This is a genomic window from Allorhizobium sp. nf9_anc (assembly GCF_056323085.1).
Window position 1 is genome coordinate 4057371 of the sequence record NZ_CM150481.1, and the last position, 19716, is coordinate 4077086.

Consider the following 19716-nt stretch of genomic DNA (forward strand, 5'->3'; position numbering starts at 1 on the left):
GTCTCGGTGCATCAAACGCGGTGATAGGGGTGTCCCGTCAGGATGGTCACGGCCCGATAGAGTTGCTCGGCGATCAGGATGCGGACCAGCTGGTGCGGCCAGGTGAGCTTGCCGAGATTGAGGACGAGGCGGGCGCGATCTCTAAGGTCGGGATCGATACCATCGGCACCGCCGATGACGAAGGCCATGTCGCGCTGGCCGTTATCGGCCGCGTCACCGACGAATTTGGCGAATTCGGCACTGTCGAAGGCCTTGCCGCGCTCATCGAGGACCACGATGAGCGCGCCGTCGGGGATCTGGCGGGAAAGCTCTTGGGCTTCCTCGCGCTTTCTCGTGTCGGCATTGCCGGCGCGGCTTTCATTCAGCTCCACGGAGCGTGTGAATTCCAGGCCGCATTGCGGTCCGGCCTTGGCGAAGCGATCCAGATAACGGGACGCGAGTTCCTTCTCTGGTCCGGCTTTCAGCCGGCCAACGGCATAGATGCCAATTTTCATACGGGCAGTCCCAGTTTCAGGTCACAAAACCATCTCTATCGGCAGGAAGAGCCCCGCCGTGTCAATCCGGCTTCGGGACCGTCCGACGGACGGCCGGCCGTTTTCAGTGCAGGCGATCCTCGATCTCCGGCGCTGCCCACATCCTTTCCAGGTTGTAGAATTCGCGGATTTCAGGTCGAAACACATGCACGATGATGTCTCCTGTGTCGATCAGGACCCAATCGCCGGTCTCCAGGCCCTCGACGCGGGCGGAGCCCATGCCTTCGTCCTTGAGGTCGGAAATGAGATGTTCGCTGATCGCCGAGACATGCCTGTTAGAGCGTCCGGATACGACCACCATGTAGTCGCCCAGCGCCGATTTTCCGGCAATGTCGATGGAGACGATGTCTTCTGCCTTCGAGTCCTCGAGGCTTGCGAGGACCAGCTCAAGCGCACGGGCTGCAGCATCGGCGCCACGTTCCATGCTCTTCGGGATAGCGCGGGAAGCGCGTCCCTTGGTGTGTACTGTTGTCAGAGTTCGTCCTTTCCTTGGCAAAACAGAACAGCACGTCTGCGATTCTCCTAACTGGGATCGCAGATAAAAGGTGGCACTGATCTGTTAATCTTTCAAGGCATGGTGGAAAATGTCAGCCTTGATCGTCTGTCTCATGGTTTGTGCGCCGCCGCCCTGATGGCAGAGGAACTCAGCGTCGAGCGCGGCCCATGAATGAAGGTCCATGCCGGCGCCCGCTTCTGCCAGAGCACTCCCGCATCTTCCTCGTCGATCCGAGCATAATCGAACGTCCGCGCCATCTTCGACGAGAGATAGGCGAGGGTCGATCCCGGCCGGTCGATGACGGCAACCGGGAAGGTGCTCGCGATCTTCTGCCAGCGTTGCCAGCGGTGGAAACCGGCGAGGTTGTCGGCACCCATGATCCAGATGAAATGTACATGCGGATTGCGGGCGCGGATGAATTCCAGCGTCTTTGCCGTGTAACTCGTTCCGAGCGTTTTCTCGAAGGCGGTGACCTTGATTCGTGGGTCTACGGCAAGCGTCTCGCAGGCGGCCAGGCGCTCAGCGAGCGGTGCCAGTTCCTTCTGGCTCTTCAGCGGGTTGCCCGGTGTTACCAACCACCAGAGCTGGTCAAGACCGAGACGCCGCAAGGCGATCTCGGCCACGAGCAGATGCCCCTGGTGTGGTGGATTGAAGGAGCCTCCGAAGAGGCCGATGACCATGCCGCGTTCGGCATGCGGCATGACCGTATGGCGATGGGCGAGTGCCGTTTCCGCCACGTCAGGGACGGACCTGGCCGTTGCCGCGAACGCGGTACTTGAACGACGTCAGCTGCTCGACGCCGACTGGGCCGCGGGCATGCATCTTGCCGGTGGCAATGCCGATCTCGCCGCCCATGCCGAACTCGCCACCGTCTGCAAATTGCGTCGAGGCATTGTGCAGCAGGATGGCTGAATCGATCTCATTGAAGAAGCGTTCGACCACTGCAGGGTCTTCGGCGATCACCGCTTCCGTGTGGTTCGACGAATAGCGGGCTATGTGATCAATGGCGCCACCGATGCCATCGACAACAGCAACGGAGATGATCGCGTCGAGATATTCGGTGCGCCAGTCCTCATCGGTCGCGGCCTTGAGGCCTGGAATGATGCGCAGAACGGTGGCAGAGGCTCGGATTTCGCAACCGGCCTCCGTCAGCGCTTCGATCAGCGGCTGCAGATGGGTGGCGATTGCCGCACTGTCGACCAGCAGGGTTTCGGCAGAGCCGCAGATGCCGGTCCGCCGCATCTTGGCGTTGACGACAATCTTCTTCGCCATGTCGAGATCGGCCGAGCCGTCGACATAGACGTGGCACAGACCCTCGAGATGGGCGAAGACGGGCACGCGGGCTTCCTGCTGGACACGCGCAACGAGGCTTTTGCCGCCGCGCGGAACGATCACGTCGACCGATCCGTCGAGCCCGGAAAGAAGCGCACCCACGGCTGCTCGATCGGTGGTCGGCACGAGCTGGATCGCATCGGCGGGCAGGCCGGCCGCAACGAGGCCCTTCACCAGGCAGGCATGAATGAGACGCGAAGAATTCGCGGAGTCCGAGCCGCCGCGCAGGATGACGGCATTGCCGGCCTTGAGGCACAGCGCACCGGCATCGGCCGTCACGTTCGGCCTGCTCTCATAGATGACGCCGATCACACCAAGCGGCGTGCGGACGCGCTCGATATGCAGGCCGTTGGGGCGATCCCATTCGGCGATGATGGAGCCGACGGGATCCTGCAATTCAGCAATCTCGCGCATCGACTGGGCGATGGCTGCGACGCGGGCGGAATTCAGGGTCAGGCGGTCGATAAAGGAGGCGGCCACACCTGCCTCTGTCGCATTCTTGAGGTCGATCGCATTGGCGGCGAGGATGTCTGCCTCGGCAGACACAAGCGCATCGGCCATGGCCAGGAGCGCCTTGTTCTTGGCTTCGGTCGAGGCGATCGCCAGGGGGCGTGCGGCGGCGCGGGCGCGTCGACCGATATCCAGCATCAGGCCTTCGACGGAATTCTGGTTCGACACGGTATCAAGCATGGGCTGCATCCTTCCGGTCTGCGGCTGCGGTATCCCGCTGTCCGAGTTCGGTCATCACGAGGTCGTCTCGGTGGATCATGGCGGCGCGGCCTGCATAACCGAGGATCTTCTCGATTTCGTTGGATTTGCGACCGCAGATCCGGCGCGCTTCGTCTGCGTCGTAACCCGCGAGGCCACGGGCAATCTCGCGCCCCTCGGTCGTGACGATGGAGACGGTATCGCCGCGATGGAAGGCACCGGAAACCGAGCGGACGCCGGCCGGCAACAGGCTTTTGCCGGAGCGGAGCGCGCCTTCGGCTCCATTGTCGACCTGAAGGGTGCCCGCCGGCTGCAATTGACCGGCGATCCAGGTCTTGCGTGCCGTGACCGGAGATTTGGACGCGGCGAACCAGGAATGGCGAGCACCGTTCTCGATGCCTGCGAGCGGGTTCATGGTCTTGCCGGACGCGATGATCATGGCGCAGCCGGCGCTGGTTGCGATCTTGCCGGCATCGATCTTGGTGCGCATGCCGCCGCGCGACAGTTCGGACGCGGCGCCGCCAGCCATGGCTTCGATCGCGGGCGTGATTTCCTCAATCATGTCGAGGAACTTCGCTTCCGGATCAAGATGCGGGGGCGCCGTGTAGAGACCGTCGATATCGGAGAGCAGGACGAGAAGGTCGGCACCCGCCATCGTGGCGACGCGGGCGGCCAGACGATCGTTGTCGCCGTAGCGGATTTCGGTCGTCGCGACCGTATCGTTCTCGTTGATGATCGGTACGGCGCCGATCTTCAGCAACTGGTTGAGAGTGGCGCGCGCGTTGAGATAGCGGCGGCGCTCTTCGGTATCGCCGAGCGTCAGCAGGACCTGGCCGGCGACCATCTGATGGCGTGACAGACTTTCCGACCAGTGGCGCGCGAGCGCAATCTGGCCGACGGCAGCACAGGCCTGGCTCTCTTCGAGCTTCAGGGCGCCGGAGGGCATGTCGAGCACGGTGCGACCGAGCGCGATGGCGCCCGAGGAGACGACGAGAACGTCGGTCCCACGGGCTTTCAGGGCTGCGATGTCATCTGAGATGGCATCGAGCCAGGTTTTCCTGATGCCGGAACCGCGATCGACCAGAAGGGCAGAGCCGATCTTGATGACGACCCGCTTGACGCGGGAGAGCGAGCGGAGCCGGGTGGACATCAGTCGTCGCCTTCTTCGTCCATGCCGGCTTCGAGATTGCCGTCGTCATCACGATTGCGGCGGTTCTTTTCGCGTTTCTCGGGAAGCGGTCGATTGCCCTGGGCCGCAACGATCACGTCACGCAGCGCGCGCAAGGCATCCGTCATGCCCTTGCTGGTGATGGCCGAGAGCAGGAGAGGCGTCTGGCCGCAGGCCTTTTTCAGCTCGGCTGCCTTCTTCTTCAGCTCCGCCTCGTCGAGCACGTCGATCTGCGACAGCGCGACGATTTCCGGCTTGTCGTCCAGGCCGCCGCCATAGGCGTCGAGTTCGTGGCGCACGGTCTTGTAGGCCTTGCCGACCTCTTCCTCCTGGGCGGAGACAAGATGCAGTAGCACGCGGGTGCGCTCGACATGGCCGAGGAAGCGGTCGCCGATGCCCACGCCTTCATGCGCGCCTTCGATCAGGCCGGGAATGTCGGCCAGGATGAATTCGCGCTCGTCGATGGTGGCGACGCCGAGGTTCGGATGCAGCGTGGTGAAGGGGTAGTTGGCAATCTTCGGCCGGGCGCGGGTGACCGAAGCCAGGAAGGTCGACTTGCCGGCATTGGGAAGGCCGACGAGGCCGGCATCGGCGATCAGCTTCAGCCGCAGCCAGACGGTCATGTCCTCGCCTTCAAGGCCGGGATTGGCCCAGTCGGGCGCCTGGTTGGTCGCGGTCTTGAAATGGGCATTGCCGAAGCCGCCATTGCCGCCCTTGGCGATGCGGAAACGCTGGCCCTCGACCGTCATGTCGACGATCAGGGTCTCATTGTCTTCCTCGAAGATCTGTGTGCCAACGGGAACCTTGAGCGTCACATCTTCGCCGTTGGCGCCGGTGCGGTTGCGGCCCATGCCGTGGGTGCCGGTCTTGGCCTTGAAATGCTGTTGGAAACGGAAGTCGATGAGCGTGTTGAGGCCGTTGACGGCCTCCACCCAGACATCGCCGCCGCGACCGCCGTCGCCGCCGTCAGGACCGCCGAACTCGATGAATTTTTCGCGCCGAAACGAGACAGCACCGGCGCCGCCGTCGCCCGAGCGAATATATACCTTAGCTTCGTCGAGAAATTTCATCTTGCTGCCGTCAATTCTTCTGTCAGGTTCTGCGCGGAGAGTTGCGGCCATCGATATAGCCGCTTGGTGCGGAGGTCAAAGAGTATCGTGAAGTTCGTAAGCTACAACATCCAGTATGGTTTCGGCCAGGACGGGCGTTTCGACCCAGGCCGGATCGCCGACAGCATCCGTGAGGCCGACGTGATCTCGCTGCAGGAAGTCACGCGCGGTTATAGCCGAAACGACTACGCCGATCTGGTCGAGACCTTTTCGGCGCTCTTTCCCACCTATTTTGCCGCTTTCGGTCCGGCCTGCGACGTGCTGGTCGATCACGCGATGATCGATGGCCGGCTTCGCGAGCGCCGTTTTCAGTTCGGCAACATGGTGCTGTCGCGTTATCCGATCCGCGCCAGCCGCAACCTGCTTTTGCCGCGCAACCGGACATTCGACAAGCTCAACCTCCAGCGGGGCGCGCTGGAAACGGTCATCGAGGCTCCGGGCGGCGCGCTGCGGGTCTATTCGGTTCATCTCGATCACATCTCGCCGGACGAGCGGCTTGCACAAATCGCCTTCCTCAAGGATCGCGTTCAACTCTACGCCGAGGAAGGTGGAGCCTTGACCGGGGTCAACGAATTCGGCCTGCCGGATCCGCCGCTGCCGGCGGAGTTCCTGATCATGGGCGACTTCAACATGGAACCGGAAGGTGCGGAGTATATCTCCATGGTCGGCCGGAACGACGCCTATTACGGACGCACGCCCCGCGCGGGCTACCCCACAGATGCTGAGGCGCATCTGAAGTCTCGCCCGACGGACGGCTATAGCTGGATCAGCGACGATGGATCGCGGCGCATGCATCTCGATTACTGCTTCATCAGTGGTGGCCTCACCGGGCGTCTCAAGGCCTGTCAGGTGGACAATTCCGCCCGCGGATCAGACCATTTTCCGGTCTGGGTAGAGCTCGCGGAGGCATGAACTCCGGGCGGCGGGCGCCCGGAGTATTGTCGGCTATGTTTTAGCGTGGCGGTTGGCGAAGTTCGCCTGCGACAGCCGGGATTCGACGAGCGGCACCATGGTGTTGCGCGCCTTGGAGAAGACATCCCGGACGCCCGTGATCTGGAACCCTCTTGCCTCGAGCAGTCGCAGCGAGGCCGGGTTGTCGGCGAAAGCGCCACCCAGGATTTCGGCTTGTGGCATGCGCATCAAGAAGCGGTCGAGGGCGGCATCAACCGCCTCCGACATCAGGCCCTTGCCCCAATAGAAGCGGTTCAGCCAGTAGCCGATGTGCCAGAGGCCATGACGGACCTCCAGGGAAGCCACGCCGACATGGACACCATCGAGCGTGATGGCGAAATGCCAGTCGGGCTTCATCCCCGAGGTCACCATGTTCAGCCAGTCACGGCCATCCTCCTGGTCGTAGGGAACGGGTACGCGCGTCAACATGCGGGCGACGGCGAAGTCGCTCAGCGATGTGACGATCGCATCGGCGTCCTGCATCCGGTGTGGACGCAAGACGAGGCGTGCCGTTTCGATGACCGGGCAGGGGCCGGGCATGGATGGCGCAACCGTTGGTCTTTCTGCCAGCATCGCGCTCATCGCATTTCTCCCCAGCTCTTCAGGGACAGCCAGGTCTTGCGATCGAGCCTGTACCATTCGACGGGAACCGGGCCGCCCATGGCGAGGTTGCCGACCATGCCGGTGCCCTGGAACTGGAAGCCGGACTTCTGAATGACGCGCCGGGAGGCAATGTTCGTCACCCGGCAGCGCGCATCGATCCGGCTCACCCATTCGCGGGTCCGGAAGGCCATGTCGATCAACGCATGGGCTGCTTCGGTGGCATAACCCCTGTTCCAGTAGGGTTCACCCAGCCAATAACCCATTTCCAGAATGGTATCGTCGGCCGGGTTGGGCTCCAGCGCGCAGCAACCGAGGAACTCGCCGTTATCCGCTTTTGTGATGGCATAGACGCACTTGCCAATCTCGCCGATATTCGTGCGTCGCACGAAGTCGGCCGCGTCTTTCGCCGTGTAAGGATGCGGCATGCGGGCCACCATGGTGGCGATTGCGGCGTTGTTGGCGAGATGGGCAAGGGCGTCGATGTCTTCGATGTGGGGTGCGCGCAGGACGAGCCGTTGCGACAACAAGACAGGGCAATCACTCCTCGGCCGATCAGGCCTTGGTTGTTCTTCGGGTGACCGTGATTGGTCATCCCTTAACATCAGACTTTGCATGGTTCAGTCTCCTTCGTTGGACAAGAAAAAAGGGGAGATGGCGCCCCATCTCCCCTTTTTTCTAAACTGAACCTGATGCGGCCAGCCGGGTCGATGAGACGCCGGCTGTTTTAGAGCGCTACCGGCTTATTCCGCTGCTTCGGCTTTCGGCATGATCGACACGTATACGCGGCCATTGGCCTTCGTACGGTAGTCCACATTGCCCGCCGTGAGTGCAAAGAGGGTATGGTCCTTGCCCATGCCGACGTTTGCGCCCGGATGCCACTGGGTGCCGCGCTGACGCACGATGATGTTGCCCGGAATGACGACTTCGCCACCGAACTTCTTCACGCCGAGGCGCTTGGAATTGGAATCGCGACCGTTGCGCGAGGAACCGCCAGCTTTTTTGTGTGCCATGGGAGTTCTCCTTTAAACCTTGTAGTTAGACGCGCTTCAGGCAGCGACGATGTCGGTGATACGCACCACGGTGTGGTGCTGACGATGGCCGCGCGAACGCTTCGAGTTCTGACGACGACGCTTCTTGAAGGCGATGACCTTCTTGCCGCGCATCTGCTCGACAACTTCGGCCGTGACCTTGGCGCCGGCCACGAAGGGCGCGCCGATGGTCGCTGTTTCGCCTTCGCCGACGATCAGGATCTCGGTGAATTCGATGGTTGCACCAGCTTCGGCTTCCAGCTTTTCGATGGTCAGCACGTCGTTGGCGTTGACGCGGTACTGCTTACCGCCAGTTTTGATGACTGCGAACATTGTTTATCCTTTCATGTTCGTTCCGGCTCTCCTCTTGCAAGGGGCCGTCTTTTTGCCAGTCGGAGGAGCGGAACCTTCGTTCCGCCGGTTCAACTTCGCTCGCGCGAAGAACACAAGGCGCAGTTCGCCTACGCTTTTAGTCGAGCGTCGCATACGTGACGTGCCCTATGGAGTCAAGACGAAAGCGGGGAAAACTGTCGTATTGATCACGCCTTGGAGGTCGAGTTGCCGCAATGATACAACCATGCGCCATCCAGCGTCGATCAATGTGAGGCAGAGGGGGGCAAAAAGTATTCTGCTTCGATCGCCGAATCGAAGCTTATGCCTCGCGGAACAGTCCCTCGATCAACTCGATCAGCTCCTGCCCGGCAGCCTCAAGCTCGCCGCTGTTGTCGATATTGGCGACATTTAGGTCCGCCGGCAAAGCGGTTGTCGAGCGAGCGAGGCGTGCCTCGATGTCGGCAGCTGTCTCGCGGCCACGGGCTGCCAGGCGTTTGGCCAGCACGTCCGGGCGGGCGGTGACATTGACCACCAGGAGGTTGGGGAAGGCTTTTCTGAAAGCGTCGAGTGCCGAGCGGGAGCCGTTGGCGATGACGATATGGCCAGCGGCGAGATCAAGGTGGACATCTGCGGGGATGCCGTAGCCGAGACCGTGAGCCTGCCAATGCACCGCGAATGCGCCGGAGCGGGCGAGCTCGTCGAAGGCCTCTGGTTTCACCGCGTTATGGTTCTCGCCGGTGGATCCTTCCGGGCGCGTGATCATGCGGCGCACGAAGCGGATATCGCGCCTGTCGGCAAAGTGGTGCCGTGCGATGTCCATCAGGCTGTCCTTGCCGACACCGCTCGGGCCAACGACGGCAATCAAAATGCCGCTCGCCGGTTCGTTCTGCGCCACCTTGTCTTTTGCGGCTTGCGTCATCAGGCGACCCGGCGTCCTTCCCGCCAGACGGCGCGGATGACCGGGACGCCCTCATCTCGGCGGACACGGACGAGGTCTGCGCGCAGGCCGGTTTCGATGCGGCCCCGATCAGACAGGCTGACTGTGCGGGCCGGAGTCGCCGTCACCATGGCAACAGCCTGGGGCAGGGAAATGCCGTCGATCTCGTCTGCCAGAACGAAGCTTGCATGCAGGAGGCTCAGCGGCACGTAGTCGGAGGACAGGACGTCGAGCACGCCGCGCTTTGCGAGATCGCGGGCGGCGATGTTGCCGGAATGGGACTTGCCGCGCACCACGTTGGGCGCACCCATCAGCACGCTCATGCCGGACTTATGCGAGGCTTCGGCGGCCTCGAAGCTGGTCGGGAATTCCGCGAGTTTCACGCCGTGTCCCTTTGCTTCCTCGACATGGGCGAGCGTCGCGTCGTCATGGCTGGCGACCGTGATCCCGCGCTCGGCGCAGGCCTTGGCGAGCGCGTCGCGATGCACCGTCGAAAAGCGCTCCGACAGCGAAAGGCGGCTTTCGACAAAGCGGGCGAACTGCTCGTCGGTCAGGCCGCGCTTGGTCTTGTAGTAGAGCGTGTACTGCTCCATCGTCTGGAACTGGCGCTGGCCCGGGGAGTGATCCATCAAGGAAACCAGACGCACATGCGGATCGTTTTCGAAGTCGGCGAAATGATCGAGCACGTTGTCGGAGGCGACCTCGCAGCGCAGGTGGATCAGGTGTTCGGCCCGGAGGCGGTCGTCGCGTTCGGCGGCCTGAATGGCGTCTGCCATGTCGCGCATCTCGCCCTTGTCGAAACCGCCGTCCTCGTCCGAGCCCATACGCAGGCAGTCGAAAACCGTTGTGATGCCCGACGTAACGATCTGGGCGTCATGCGCCTGGATGGCCGAGGTCATGTGCCAGCGCACGCCGGGGCGGGGCGAATAATGCGATTCCAGGTGATCGGTGTGCAGTTCGACGAGGCCGGGGATCAGGTAGTCGCCGCCGAAGTCCTCGCCGGTGCGGCTCGAACCCTCGTCGATCGCTGCAATCTTGCCGTCGCGGATGACGACGCTGCCCTCGACGATCCGGTCTTCGAGGACGATGCGGGCATTGGAGAAGATCTGTTCGGACATGGGATCAGCCGTTCGGTTGGGCGGCCCTCAATGGCAGCCGTGAATGGACGAGGAAAGGGGCGCCGCGTTCGGGCTCGACGAAGAGCGCAAGCCCGTCGATCCGGAGGGGACGCCCGACGAAATCGGCAAAACGGTCGCCCAGAAGCCTCGCCATACCAGGTGCTCGGGCTTCCGGGACAGGGCCGGTCAAGGTCATGTGAAAACGGAACTCATCGAAGACGTAAGGATAACCCCAGCGCATCAGGTTTTCACGCTGTTGCGGGGGAAGACTGTCCGGCTTTCGCCTCTGAATGTCGGTCTCCGAGAGCGGCGCGCGAAATGGCTCGAAACTTTCGACGACGCTGGCTGCGAATTGCTGCAGCGGTTGATGCGGCGTCTGGGGAACCAGAGCAAAGAATGGTCCGATCTGCTCGACGGCGACCGAGGGGATGTCGAAGGGTGCTGTTTCTTCCGCGAATGCGGCAAGGGCAGCCAGCAGATCTGCCTCGTTTGCACCATCCGTGAGATGAAAGGGCGCCTTCAGCGTCGCATGAAAGCCGTAACGTCGCGGATCGGCCGTGAGTTCGTCCAGTTCTTCCACCGTGAGGTCGTGCTCTGCCGTCCGTGGAAAGAGTTCCCCGGTGAAGGCGTCTCGACCCAGCCAGGTCGCCGCTGCACGGGTCAGCGGTTCATCTGCGGTCGGTGAAAAGTAGATTGCATAACGCAAGGGTATGTCTTTCGTATCGGTCGGTGCGGGGTTGGTGTTCCCGCACCGCGCAGTCAGTGGCGACTCTTGCCGATCAGGCGCGAGCGCAGGCTATTGGAGATGGCATCGAAAATGAACACCACGACCAGAATGAGAAGAACCATATAGGCGACATTTTCCCAGTCGGAATTGGTGCGCATGGCTTCCCAGAGCTTGAGACCGATGCCGCCAGCACCGACGGCGCCGATGATCGTTGCCGACCGGGTGTTCGATTCCCAGAAATAGAGGGCCTGGGAGGCAAAGACCGGCATGACCTGGGGCAGCACGCCAAAGCGCTGGACGGCCGCTGTCGGGGCGCCGACCGATTTCACGCCTTCGCGCTGCTTGTCGTCGATGTTTTCCAGTGCCTCGGCATAGAGTTTTCCGAGCGTGCCGGTGTCGGTGACAAAGATCGCGGAAATGCCAGCAAGCGGTCCCGGCCCAAAGGCGCGGGTGAAGAAGAGGGCCCAGATCAGCATGTCGACGGATCGTACAAAGTCGAAGAAGCGCTTGGTGATCTGGTTGATCGGCCGGTTACGGGTGATGTTGCGGGCAGCGACGAAGGAGAGCGGGAAGGCGATCAGCATGGCGAGCAGAGTGCCCATGAAGGCCATGACGATGGTCTGCAGAAGCTTGGTCCAGACGTCCAGATGCTGCCAGGAGGCGTTGTAGAGGATGTTGTTCCAGGCGAGCGCCAGATTGCTCATCTTCGGATCGATGCGCTCACCGGAGGTCACCTTGTCGAACACTTGCCCGGCGGACAGGCCGAAGAAGGGCGAGTTGGTGTCGAAGACGAAGTTTTCCCAACCGAAGAAGCGTTTGCGCACCCGGACGCGATCGGATGACACGTCGATCCAGCCGGCCGAGCCGAAGTAAGCGATAACACGGCCGCCTTCGAGGCGCTGTTCCACCCAGTCGGCACTGCTGCCCTCAATGGTGACAGTGTCCCGCTGCTGGTCGAGCAGCAGTGTCACGGTTTCGTCGCCGCGCACCAGCATCACGCGCTCTCCGGCAAGGTCGATCCGGGCACTGCCAGACAGTGCAATCCGGGCTTCCGTGATGACCTCTTCCGTCGCCTCGTTTGGCGCGGTAACCGCGTTTTCGGTGGGAGATGTCCCGGATTGTGCCTGGGGCGTCGGCGACGTCATGAAGCTGAACGTGGAGCTCGGTTTCGCAACGCTCGGCGCCGGAGCCGCTGCCGCTGAAGGCGCCGGCTCTGTGCGGGTGATCGTTTCGCGCGTCGTCTCGATCCAGTCGGGATTCGGATTGGGGCCGATCGGATCAAAACGGGGATAGGTGACGGTGATGGCGCCATCCCGATCGATGTCGAATTCCGGTCTGATTTCGTAGGATACCCAGTCAGCCAGATAGTTGCCGGCGATACCCCAATTGGCCTGGGAGATGGTCTTGCCGATGGCGAAAAACCACCAGCAGAACAGCAGGTAGATGGCCAGGATGCCAATCGAGAAGGGGATCCGGTAGCGTTGCCAGAGACTACGCTCCAGCACCTGCGGATAGCGCTCTGCCAGACGGTTCAATTCGGCTGTGTTGATCATCGACATGGGAACCTCACGTGACCGACTGGAAGGCCTGATCGCCGACGAGCTTTTGGCGCAGCCAGGCTGAGAACTGGTCGACGGCAATGACGGTCGACAGAAGGAGAAGCACGATGGCGAGGGTCTTTGCTTCGTGGCCCTGGCCGATCGAAAGACGCAGCGCTTCGCCGATCCCGCCGCCACCGACGGCGCCGATGATCGTCGAGGCGCGCACATTGATCTCGAGACGCAGCAGGAAATAGCTCATGAAGTTCGGCATGACCTGGGGCGTGATCGCAAACCAGACGCGCTCGAACCAGTTCGCGCCAACGGCCCGCAGGCCCTCATCCGGTCGCATGTCGGCGTTCTCGATGACTTCGAAGAACATCTTGCCGAGTGCGCCGATGGTGTGGACCGTGACAGCAATGATCGCGGGGATGGGGCCGAGCGACAGAATGGCCAGGAAGAAGCCGGCGATGACGACTTCCGGAAAGGCACGCAGGATTTCCATGAAACGGCGCACCGGCCAGCGGACCCAGTTGCTCGCCATGGTGTTTTTTGCGGCGAGAAAAGCGAGGCCATAGCCGAAGATCATCGCAATCACGGTAGACAGTAATGCGATGTTCACCGTCTCGAGCATCTTATGAAAATATTCGGGGATGTAGAGGCTCTCGGTGATGTAGAGCCGTCCCTCGGGATAATTGTATTTGAGGCTGCCGTCGTCATAGGGCGAGGGCAGGTCGAACATGGCACGCCAGATTTCCCAACCGTCGCGGGGCGCCAGATCGCCGATAAAATCGAAGAGATATGGAAGACGGTCGAAGAACTTGCCGGAATTGGTCTCGTTGGCGAACCAGAGCGAACCGGTCACCGCCATGATCAGGATGACCGCGCCAAGGCCCGTATACATGCGCCGCTTGGCCGCGAGCTCCTGCCAGTGGCGCTCGACGGCTGCGCCGCGTTCGCTCAAGATGGGCTGTGTCGCCGTCATGGCCATCACCGCAATTCCTCTGGAAAAGACTTCAAGGAAAGACCGCCGGCGGTTTCCCGACCGGCGGTCTCATTAACTCGTTGGCAATCAGCCGCCGATGGTTGCCTTGCGGGCGTCGATGATCGGCTTGTAGAAGTCGACGTTCACGTCCGTGTAGCCCTTGAAATCACCGCCCTGGACAGCCGAGAAGCATGCCGGGTCGGAGTTCGGCAGATCCGTCATGAACTGCTTGAACTTCATCTTCATGTCCTCATTCATCGACGTGCGGACGACGATCGGGCCGTTCGGGATCAGCGGGGACTTCCAGACTTCAACGAGGTCGTCCATGTTCAGGATGCCCTTGTCGACCATCTTCTTCAGGTTGCCCGAGGTGTAGCCGTCCTTGAATTCGCCAACGCCAGAACCCCAGGTGGTGCCGACGTCGAAGGTGCCCTTGACGACTTCGAGAACGAGGTTCTCGTGACCGCCGCCAAAGCCGGTCGAGGAGACAACCTGGTCAACCGGGGCGCCGAGAGCTTCCGGCAGGGTGACGAGGGGCACGAGGTAGCCGGAGGTGGAGTCCGGATCGGCATAGCCGAGCTTCTTGCCCTTGATGTCTTCGATCTTGGCGATGCCCGAGTCCTTGCGGGCGACCATGATCGAGTAGTAGCCGCTCGAACCGTCGGTCTGAACCGTAGTCAGGATCGGCTCAACGGCGTCAGCCTTGGCGAGGTAGACCTTGGCGAAGGCGGAGGCGCCGAGTTCGGCGTAATCGAGCGTGCCGCCGAGAAGGCCCTGGACAACGCCGTCATAGTCGGCGGCCGGGAAGAGCGAGACCTTTTCAACGCCGAGAACCGACGGCAGCTTTTCGGTCATGCACTGGAAGTTGCGCAGGCGGTCGGCTTCGTTTTCGCCGCCGAGGATGCCGATGCGGAATTCCTTGAGGTCTTCGGCGTGGACGCCGGAAGCCAGAGCGACGAGTGCTGCCGTAGCGAGCAGGGTCTTCTTCAACATGAGTTCATCTCCTGTTTGGTAGGATGAGGGTGTGTCTTGACTTCTTGCCCTTGTCGCAGGGCCTGCGATCGTCGTGGCTCAGGCCTCGGCAACTGCGAGGGGGCGGAGGCCGGCGGATGAGGTCTTGCGCTGCTCGTTGTCCTGATGCGCAAAGGTGATGCTCGTCGAGGTCATGGTCTCGTCGATGCCGGCGCCATGCTGGTCGGCGCCGTAGATTTCGTGGACAGCCTCGGCCGTAAGATCAGACGGCGTTCCGTCGAATACGACGCGGCCACGCGCCATGCCGATGATCCGCTCGCAGTAATTGCGGGCCGTATCGAGCGTGTGCAGATTGGTGATGACGGTGATGCCTTCGCGCTCGTTGATGTCGCGCAGCGCGTCCATCACGATCTTGGCGTTGAGCGGGTCGAGCGAGGCGATCGGTTCGTCGGCCAGGATCATCTTCGGCGATTGCATGAGGGCGCGGGCGATTGCCACGCGCTGCTGCTGACCGCCCGAAAGCGTGCCGGCTGCCTGCAGTGCCGTCTGTTCGATCCCTAGGCGCTCCAGGGCTGCGATCGCCATCAGGCGCTCTTCGCGGGAGAAGATGTTCAACACGGAAAGCGCCGTGGAACGATGGTTGAGACGGCCAAGCATCACGTTTGTCAGGACGTCAAGGCGCGGCACGAGGTTGAACTGCTGGAAGATCATCGCGCAATCACGCTGCCAATTGCGGAGTGCTGCGCCATGCAGGCCGGAGATCTCGAGATCGCCGAAGCGGATGCTGCCGGACGTGGGGTCGACCAGGCGGTTGATCATGCGCAGCAGCGTCGATTTGCCTGCACCCGAGCGGCCGATCACACCGACCATCTGTCCGGCCGGGATCTCGAGGGTTACGGAATCAACGGCCTTGTTGGTTCCGAACTGGCGGGTGAGGTTGTCCAGCCTGAAGCGCATCGTCGTTCCTTCGCCGTCATTAATTGCGGTGCTGGAGATGCATTAGCGTGGGCCCGTGAAGCGCTAATGTCAGTTTTGTGTCGGATTTGTTAAACTTCGCAAGCATCTGAAAAGACTGAATTTAGGCGTGCTTTGCGATGAATTCCGGGGCGTCCATGTGACGGAAATCATCCAGTGCTGCGAACAGGCGATCGTGGTCCCAGTCCCACCAGGCGAGCGCCTGCATGCGCTCGGCAACTGATCCGGGAAACCTCTCACGAATCAGCTTTGCCGGAACGCCGCCGACGATGGTGTACGGAGCCACATCGCGGGAGACGACGGCACCTGCGCCGATCACCGCACCGTCACCGACAGTCACCCCCGGCAGGACGGTTGCGCCATGGCCGATCCAGACGTCATGGCCGATCACGACCCGGTTTTCCCGACGCCAGGCAAAGAAATCGTGGTCGTTCTCGGCGCCATCGAAATAGTCGGCTGCACGATAGGTGAAGTGATGGAGCGTCGGGCGCCAGGTCGGATGGTTGGTGGCGTTGATGCGGACGCTTGCTGCGATGTTGGCAAATTTGCCGACCGTCGCGCACCAGATCGAGCCGTCCTGCATGATGTAGGAATAGTCGCCCATCTCGACTTCTTCCAGACGGCAACGATCGGCAACTTCCGTGTAGCTGCCGAGGGTCGAATTCACGACCCGGGCGGTCTCGTGGACAAGAGGGGCGATCCCGAGCTTCTTGGTCATGCTGCTGTCTTTCGCGGCGAAAACTGCATGACATCGAGGATGCGGTCGGCGACGGCTTCGCGCACTTCCTCGTCATGGAAGATGCCGAGCAGAGCGACGCCGGCTTCCTTCTTCGCGCGGATCATCGAGACCACAACGGCGCGGTTAGCCGCATCGAGCGAGGCCGTGGGTTCGTCGAGAAGCAGGACAGCATGATCGGTGATGAAGCCGCGGGCGATGTTAACGCGCTGCTGCTCGCCGCCGGAGAAGGTGGACGGTGGCAGCTGCCAAAGATCACGCGGCAAGTTTAGCCGGCTCAAGAGTTCGCTTGCGCGTTCGCGTGCCTGGTCCGAGGCGACCCCGCGGGCGACCAGCGGCTCGGCCACGACGTCGAGCGTCGACACGCGCGGTACGGTGCGCAGGAACTGGCTGACATAGCCAAGCGTGCCGCGCCGGACCTCAAGCACGGTGCGCGGGTCGGCGCTCGCGATATCGACGATCCGGCCGGCGTGATTGACGAGGATCTGACCGTTGTCGACGGCATAGTTGCCGTAGAGCATCTTCAGCACCGAGCTCTTGCCGATGCCAGAGGGGCCGCCGAGCACAACGCATTCCCCTGACGCGATAGAGAAGGAGACGTTGGAAACGACCGGCAGAACGAGCCCGCCGCGCAGATGCATGGTGAAGCTCTTCGAGACTTCGGAGACGATGAGGGGCGTGGCCATAGGTTTCTCCGTCAGACCTGCAGGATCGAGGATACGAGCAGCTGGGTGTAGGGTTCGCGCGGATCGTCGAGCACGCGGTCGGTCAGGCCTTGTTCGATGACATGGCCGTCCTTCATCACCATCATCCGGTGGGAGAGAAGCCGGGCCACCGCGAGGTCGTGGGTGACGACGATGGCGGACAGGCCGAGGTCGTTGACCAGACCGCGGACGAGATCGAGCAGGCGGGCCTGGACCGAGACGTCGAGGCCGCCGGTCGGCTCATCCATGAAAACCAGGCGGGGGCCGGTGACGAGGTTGCGGGCGATCTGCAGGCGTTGGCGCATGCCGCCGGAAAAGGCGCGGGGCTGGTCGTCGATGCGATCGGTCGAAATCTCGACGCGCTCCAGCCATTCGCTCGCCGTCTGGCGGATGCGGCCATAGTGCCGATCGCCGACGGCCATCAGACGTTCGCCGACATTGGCGCCGGCCGAGACGGTCATGCGCAGGCCATCAGCCGGATTCTGGTGCACGAAGCCCCAGTCGGTGCGCATCAGGAAGCGTCGTTCAGCCTCTCCCATGTGGTAGAGCTCGCGATACTGGCCATCGCGCATGTGATAGTCGACGCTGCCGGTCGTCGGCATCAGCCGGGTTGAGAGGCAGTTCAGGAGCGTCGTCTTGCCCGAGCCGCTTTCGCCGACGATGGCGAGCACTTCGCCCGGCCAGAGGTCGAAAGAGACCTCCTTGCAGCCGATACGCTTGCCGTAAAACTTCGAGAGATTGCGGACCTTGAGAAGTGGCTGGTCGCTCATTCTGCGGCCTCCTTTTTCTGGAAGAGCATCTCGCCGATATGGCCTTCCGCCTGACGCGTCTCGCAGTGGTCGGTATCCGAGCAGACGAACATCCGCCCGCCCTTGTCGTCGAGCACGACTTCATCGAGATAGACATTGTGGGCGCCGCAGAGCGCGCAGGGCTTGTCGAAGGTCTGGATCTCGAAGGGGTGATCCTCGAAGTCGAGGCTGACGACGTCGGTATAGGGTGGGACCGCATAGATGCGCTTCTCGCGACCGGCGCCGAAGAGCTGCAGGGCTTCCGACATGTGCATCTTCGGATTGTCGAATTTCGGCGTCGGTGAGGGGTCCATCACGTAGCGGCCCTCGACCTTCACCGGATAGGCATAGGTTGTGGCAATGCGGCCGTGTTTGGCGATGTCCTCGTAGAGCTTCACATGCATGAGGCCGTATTCTTCCAGCGCATGCATCTTGCGGGTCTCGGTCTCGCGTGGCTCCAGGAAGCGTAAGGGTTCCGGGATCGGCACCTGATAAACGAGCACCTGGCCTTCCCTCAGCTTCTCCTCCGGGATGCGGTGACGGGTCTGGATGATCGTCGCTTCGCTGGTCTTTGTGGTGACCGCGACCTCGGCGACCTTCTGGAAGAAGGCGCGGATGGAGACGGCATTGGTCGTGTCGTCGGCGCCCTGGTCGATGACTTTCAGCGTGTCGTCGCGGCCAATGATCGAGGCTGTTACCTGCACGCCGCCAGTGCCCCAGCCATAGGGCATTGGCATTTCTCGGCTGGCGAACGGCACCTGATAGCCGGGAATGGCGATCGCCTTCAGGATCGCGCGGCGGATCATCCGCTTGGTCTGTTCGTCTAGATAGGCGAAATTATAGGTTGCGAGTTCGGTTGCCGGCGCGGTCATTCTGCGGCCTCCTTCAGGTTAGTCTGTTCAGTTCGGGTGGCCTCGTGCTTGACCCGCATGCGGCGGACGAGGTCGAGTTCGGCCTGGAAGTCGACGTAGTGCGGCAGCTTCAGGTGCTCGACGAAGCCGGTCGCCTGAACGTTGTCGCAATGGGAAATGACGAATTCCTCGTCCTGGGCGGGCGCCACGACATCCTCGCCGAATTCCTCCGTGCGCAGCGCCCGATCGACCAGCGACATGGACATGGCCTTGCGTTCACCCTGGCCGAAGACAAGGCCATAGCCGCGAGTGAATTGCGGCGGGGCCTTGGCCGAGCCCTTGAACTGGTTGACCATCTGGCATTCGGTGACGCGGATTTCGCCGAGCGATACGGCAAAGCCCAGTTCCGGCACATCGAATTCGACCTCGACCAGACCCATGCGGATTTCGCCGACAAAGGGGTGGGTGCGGCCATAGCCGCGCTGGGTCGAATATCCGAGCGCCAGCAGGAAGCCTTCGTCGCCGCGGGCGAGTGCCTGCAGACGCAGGTCGCGGGGCATCGGAAATTCCATCGGCTCGCGGGTGATGTCGCCGGCGATGTGATCCTCGGGCATCTCGCCATCCGGCTCGATCAGGCCTTCGCCATCGAGGATGTCGGAGACCCGCATGACATGCTCCAGACCTTCCTCGCGCTGGTCGCCCGTTTCCACCGTGTTTTCGTCGAGAAGCGAGGGGTCGAGAAGGCGGTGGGTATAGTCAAAGGTCGGCCCGAGGAGCTGCCCGCCCGGCAGATCCTTGTAGGTGGCGGAGACGCGGCGCTCGACGCGCATCTTACCTGTTTCGATCGGCCGAGAGGTGCCGAAGCGCGGCAGCGTGGTGCGGTAGGCGCGGAGCAGGAAGATCGCCTCGATCATGTCGCCGCGTGACTGCTTCAGAGCAAGTGCTGCCAGCGCACAGTCGTAGAGCGAGGCTTCGGCCATGACGCGGTCGACGGCGAGGCCGAGCTGGGCGACGATCTGATCGATCGTCACCGACGGCAGCGATCTGTCACCACGGCGACGGTCGGCAAGCAGCTTGTGGGCGTTGGCGATGGCTTTCTCGCCACCCTTGACGGCAACATACAT

23 protein-coding genes are annotated in these 19716 nt (G+C 62.2%); 1 reads left to right on the forward strand and 22 read right to left on the reverse strand.

The features are described 5' to 3' along the window. Positions 1–11 precede the first annotated feature (11 nt). From rlmH to obgE, 6 genes are all read right to left on the reverse strand, one after another. Positions 12–494 (reverse strand): 23S rRNA (pseudouridine(1915)-N(3))-methyltransferase RlmH, encoded by a 483-nt coding sequence (rlmH, locus tag AC02Y0_RS19785; RefSeq protein ID WP_006724334.1) that lies wholly within the window; start codon positions 492–494, stop codon positions 12–14. 103 nt (positions 495–597) lie between these two features. After that, on the reverse strand, positions 598–1008 hold the full coding sequence (gene rsfS / locus AC02Y0_RS19790; RefSeq protein WP_245408013.1) for a ribosome silencing factor: 411 nt from the start codon (positions 1006–1008) through the stop codon (positions 598–600). Positions 1009–1139: 131 nt separating this feature from the next. Continuing rightward, positions 1140–1730 carry a nicotinate-nucleotide adenylyltransferase gene (locus AC02Y0_RS19795; RefSeq protein WP_307374661.1) on the reverse strand — a complete coding sequence of 197 codons (591 nt, stop codon included), beginning with the start codon at positions 1728–1730 and terminating at the stop codon, positions 1140–1142. A 37-nt stretch (positions 1731–1767) separates the two neighbouring features. Continuing rightward, the gene (locus tag AC02Y0_RS19800) at positions 1768–3051 is read right to left on the reverse strand and encodes a glutamate-5-semialdehyde dehydrogenase (protein WP_476380688.1); all 1284 of its coding nucleotides are present in this window, start codon (positions 3049–3051) and stop codon (positions 1768–1770) included. Then, positions 3044–4219 carry a glutamate 5-kinase gene (gene proB, locus AC02Y0_RS19805; RefSeq protein ID WP_476380690.1) on the reverse strand — a complete coding sequence of 392 codons (1176 nt, stop codon included), beginning with the start codon at positions 4217–4219 and terminating at the stop codon, positions 3044–3046. Before proB ends, AC02Y0_RS19800 begins: the two co-directional genes overlap by 8 nt. Continuing rightward, positions 4219–5307 carry a GTPase ObgE gene (gene obgE, locus AC02Y0_RS19810; RefSeq protein WP_476380692.1) on the reverse strand — a complete coding sequence of 363 codons (1089 nt, stop codon included), beginning with the start codon at positions 5305–5307 and terminating at the stop codon, positions 4219–4221. The genes proB and obgE overlap by 1 nt, the downstream gene beginning before the upstream one ends. 87 nt (positions 5308–5394) lie before the next feature. Between obgE and AC02Y0_RS19815 the strand changes: the two genes are divergently transcribed. Beyond that, positions 5395–6258 carry an endonuclease/exonuclease/phosphatase family protein gene (locus AC02Y0_RS19815; RefSeq protein WP_476380694.1) on the forward strand — a complete coding sequence of 288 codons (864 nt, stop codon included), beginning with the start codon at positions 5395–5397 and terminating at the stop codon, positions 6256–6258. A 33-nt stretch (positions 6259–6291) separates the two neighbouring features. On the opposite strand, the gene AC02Y0_RS19820 is transcribed toward AC02Y0_RS19815, so the two are convergent. The 16 genes from AC02Y0_RS19820 to AC02Y0_RS19895 form a co-directional block, all read right to left on the reverse strand. Continuing rightward, positions 6292–6879, reverse strand: coding sequence for a GNAT family N-acetyltransferase (locus AC02Y0_RS19820; RefSeq protein WP_476380696.1), 588 nt, complete (start codon positions 6877–6879; stop codon positions 6292–6294). After that, positions 6876–7514 (reverse strand): GNAT family N-acetyltransferase, encoded by a 639-nt coding sequence (locus AC02Y0_RS19825; RefSeq protein WP_102021091.1) that lies wholly within the window; start codon positions 7512–7514, stop codon positions 6876–6878. Before AC02Y0_RS19825 ends, AC02Y0_RS19820 begins: the two co-directional genes overlap by 4 nt. 126 nt (positions 7515–7640) lie before the next feature. Next, positions 7641–7910, reverse strand: a complete 270-nt coding sequence (gene rpmA / locus AC02Y0_RS19830; protein ID WP_102021090.1) for a 50S ribosomal protein L27 — start codon at positions 7908–7910, stop codon at positions 7641–7643. Positions 7911–7946: 36 nt separating this feature from the next. Then, the gene (gene rplU / locus AC02Y0_RS19835) at positions 7947–8261 is read right to left on the reverse strand and encodes a 50S ribosomal protein L21 (protein WP_076396955.1); all 315 of its coding nucleotides are present in this window, start codon (positions 8259–8261) and stop codon (positions 7947–7949) included. A gap of 319 nt (positions 8262–8580) precedes the next feature. Then, on the reverse strand, positions 8581–9180 hold the full coding sequence (phnN, locus tag AC02Y0_RS19840; protein WP_476380699.1) for a phosphonate metabolism protein/1,5-bisphosphokinase (PRPP-forming) PhnN: 600 nt from the start codon (positions 9178–9180) through the stop codon (positions 8581–8583). Further along, a complete protein-coding gene (locus AC02Y0_RS19845; RefSeq protein ID WP_102021088.1) occupies positions 9180–10316 on the reverse strand; it encodes an alpha-D-ribose 1-methylphosphonate 5-triphosphate diphosphatase in 1137 nt (378 codons plus the stop codon). The genes phnN and AC02Y0_RS19845 overlap by 1 nt, the downstream gene beginning before the upstream one ends. 4 nt (positions 10317–10320) lie before the next feature. Then, positions 10321–11022 carry a DUF1045 domain-containing protein gene (locus AC02Y0_RS19850; protein WP_476380701.1) on the reverse strand — a complete coding sequence of 234 codons (702 nt, stop codon included), beginning with the start codon at positions 11020–11022 and terminating at the stop codon, positions 10321–10323. Positions 11023–11075: 53 nt separating this feature from the next. Beyond that, positions 11076–12602 (reverse strand): phosphonate ABC transporter, permease protein PhnE, encoded by a 1527-nt coding sequence (gene phnE, locus AC02Y0_RS19855; protein ID WP_476380703.1) that lies wholly within the window; start codon positions 12600–12602, stop codon positions 11076–11078. A 7-nt stretch (positions 12603–12609) separates the two neighbouring features. Then, positions 12610–13572, reverse strand: a complete 963-nt coding sequence (gene phnE / locus AC02Y0_RS19860; protein WP_102021085.1) for a phosphonate ABC transporter, permease protein PhnE — start codon at positions 13570–13572, stop codon at positions 12610–12612. A gap of 81 nt (positions 13573–13653) precedes the next feature. Next, a complete protein-coding gene (gene phnD / locus AC02Y0_RS19865; RefSeq protein ID WP_476380705.1) occupies positions 13654–14559 on the reverse strand; it encodes a phosphonate ABC transporter substrate-binding protein in 906 nt (301 codons plus the stop codon). A 78-nt stretch (positions 14560–14637) separates the two neighbouring features. Next, entirely contained in the window at positions 14638–15495 is an 858-nt protein-coding gene (gene phnC / locus AC02Y0_RS19870; protein ID WP_102021083.1) for a phosphonate ABC transporter ATP-binding protein, read from the reverse strand. A gap of 121 nt (positions 15496–15616) precedes the next feature. Continuing rightward, positions 15617–16231, reverse strand: a complete 615-nt coding sequence (locus AC02Y0_RS19875) for a DapH/DapD/GlmU-related protein (protein WP_476380707.1) — start codon at positions 16229–16231, stop codon at positions 15617–15619. Beyond that, on the reverse strand, positions 16228–16935 hold the full coding sequence (gene phnL / locus AC02Y0_RS19880) for a phosphonate C-P lyase system protein PhnL (RefSeq protein WP_476380709.1): 708 nt from the start codon (positions 16933–16935) through the stop codon (positions 16228–16230). The genes AC02Y0_RS19875 and phnL overlap by 4 nt, the downstream gene beginning before the upstream one ends. 11 nt (positions 16936–16946) lie before the next feature. After that, a complete protein-coding gene (gene phnK, locus AC02Y0_RS19885) occupies positions 16947–17723 on the reverse strand; it encodes a phosphonate C-P lyase system protein PhnK (protein WP_102021080.1) in 777 nt (258 codons plus the stop codon). Then, positions 17720–18613, reverse strand: coding sequence for an alpha-D-ribose 1-methylphosphonate 5-phosphate C-P-lyase PhnJ (locus AC02Y0_RS19890; protein WP_476380711.1), 894 nt, complete (start codon positions 18611–18613; stop codon positions 17720–17722). Before AC02Y0_RS19890 ends, phnK begins: the two co-directional genes overlap by 4 nt. Further along, positions 18610–19716, reverse strand: a complete 1107-nt coding sequence (locus AC02Y0_RS19895) for a carbon-phosphorus lyase complex subunit (protein WP_476380714.1) — start codon at positions 19714–19716, stop codon at positions 18610–18612. The genes AC02Y0_RS19890 and AC02Y0_RS19895 overlap by 4 nt, the downstream gene beginning before the upstream one ends.

Coding starts and splice junctions, on each gene's coding strand:
- phnK (WP_102021080.1), bottom strand. CDS start 17,723: ATGAGCGACCAGCCACTTCTCAAGGTCCGCAATCTCTCGAAGTTTTAC.
- phnL (WP_476380709.1), bottom strand. CDS start 16,935: ATGGCCACGCCCCTCATCGTCTCCGAAGTCTCGAAGAGCTTCACCATG.
- phnE (WP_476380703.1), bottom strand. CDS start 12,602: ATGTCGATGATCAACACAGCCGAATTGAACCGTCTGGCAGAGCGCTAT.
- rpmA (WP_102021090.1), bottom strand. CDS start 7,910: ATGGCACACAAAAAAGCTGGCGGTTCCTCGCGCAACGGTCGCGATTCC.
- AC02Y0_RS19800 (WP_476380688.1), bottom strand. CDS start 3,051: ATGCTTGATACCGTGTCGAACCAGAATTCCGTCGAAGGCCTGATGCTG.
- phnD (WP_476380705.1), bottom strand. CDS start 14,559: ATGTTGAAGAAGACCCTGCTCGCTACGGCAGCACTCGTCGCTCTGGCT.
- phnE (WP_102021085.1), bottom strand. CDS start 13,572: ATGGCCATGACGGCGACACAGCCCATCTTGAGCGAACGCGGCGCAGCC.
- rplU (WP_076396955.1), bottom strand. CDS start 8,261: ATGTTCGCAGTCATCAAAACTGGCGGTAAGCAGTACCGCGTCAACGCC.
- AC02Y0_RS19875 (WP_476380707.1), bottom strand. CDS start 16,231: ATGACCAAGAAGCTCGGGATCGCCCCTCTTGTCCACGAGACCGCCCGG.
- AC02Y0_RS19845 (WP_102021088.1), bottom strand. CDS start 10,316: ATGTCCGAACAGATCTTCTCCAATGCCCGCATCGTCCTCGAAGACCGG.
- AC02Y0_RS19795 (WP_307374661.1), bottom strand. CDS start 1,730: ATGCCGCATGCCGAACGCGGCATGGTCATCGGCCTCTTCGGAGGCTCC.
- AC02Y0_RS19820 (WP_476380696.1), bottom strand. CDS start 6,879: ATGAGCGCGATGCTGGCAGAAAGACCAACGGTTGCGCCATCCATGCCC.
- AC02Y0_RS19825 (WP_102021091.1), bottom strand. CDS start 7,514: ATGCAAAGTCTGATGTTAAGGGATGACCAATCACGGTCACCCGAAGAA.
- proB (WP_476380690.1), bottom strand. CDS start 4,219: ATGTCCACCCGGCTCCGCTCGCTCTCCCGCGTCAAGCGGGTCGTCATC.
- AC02Y0_RS19890 (WP_476380711.1), bottom strand. CDS start 18,613: ATGACCGCGCCGGCAACCGAACTCGCAACCTATAATTTCGCCTATCTA.
- rlmH (WP_006724334.1), bottom strand. CDS start 494: ATGAAAATTGGCATCTATGCCGTTGGCCGGCTGAAAGCCGGACCAGAG.
- phnN (WP_476380699.1), bottom strand. CDS start 9,180: ATGACGCAAGCCGCAAAAGACAAGGTGGCGCAGAACGAACCGGCGAGC.
- obgE (WP_476380692.1), bottom strand. CDS start 5,307: ATGAAATTTCTCGACGAAGCTAAGGTATATATTCGCTCGGGCGACGGC.
- AC02Y0_RS19895 (WP_476380714.1), bottom strand. CDS start 19,716: ATGTATGTTGCCGTCAAGGGTGGCGAGAAAGCCATCGCCAACGCCCAC.
- phnC (WP_102021083.1), bottom strand. CDS start 15,495: ATGCGCTTCAGGCTGGACAACCTCACCCGCCAGTTCGGAACCAACAAG.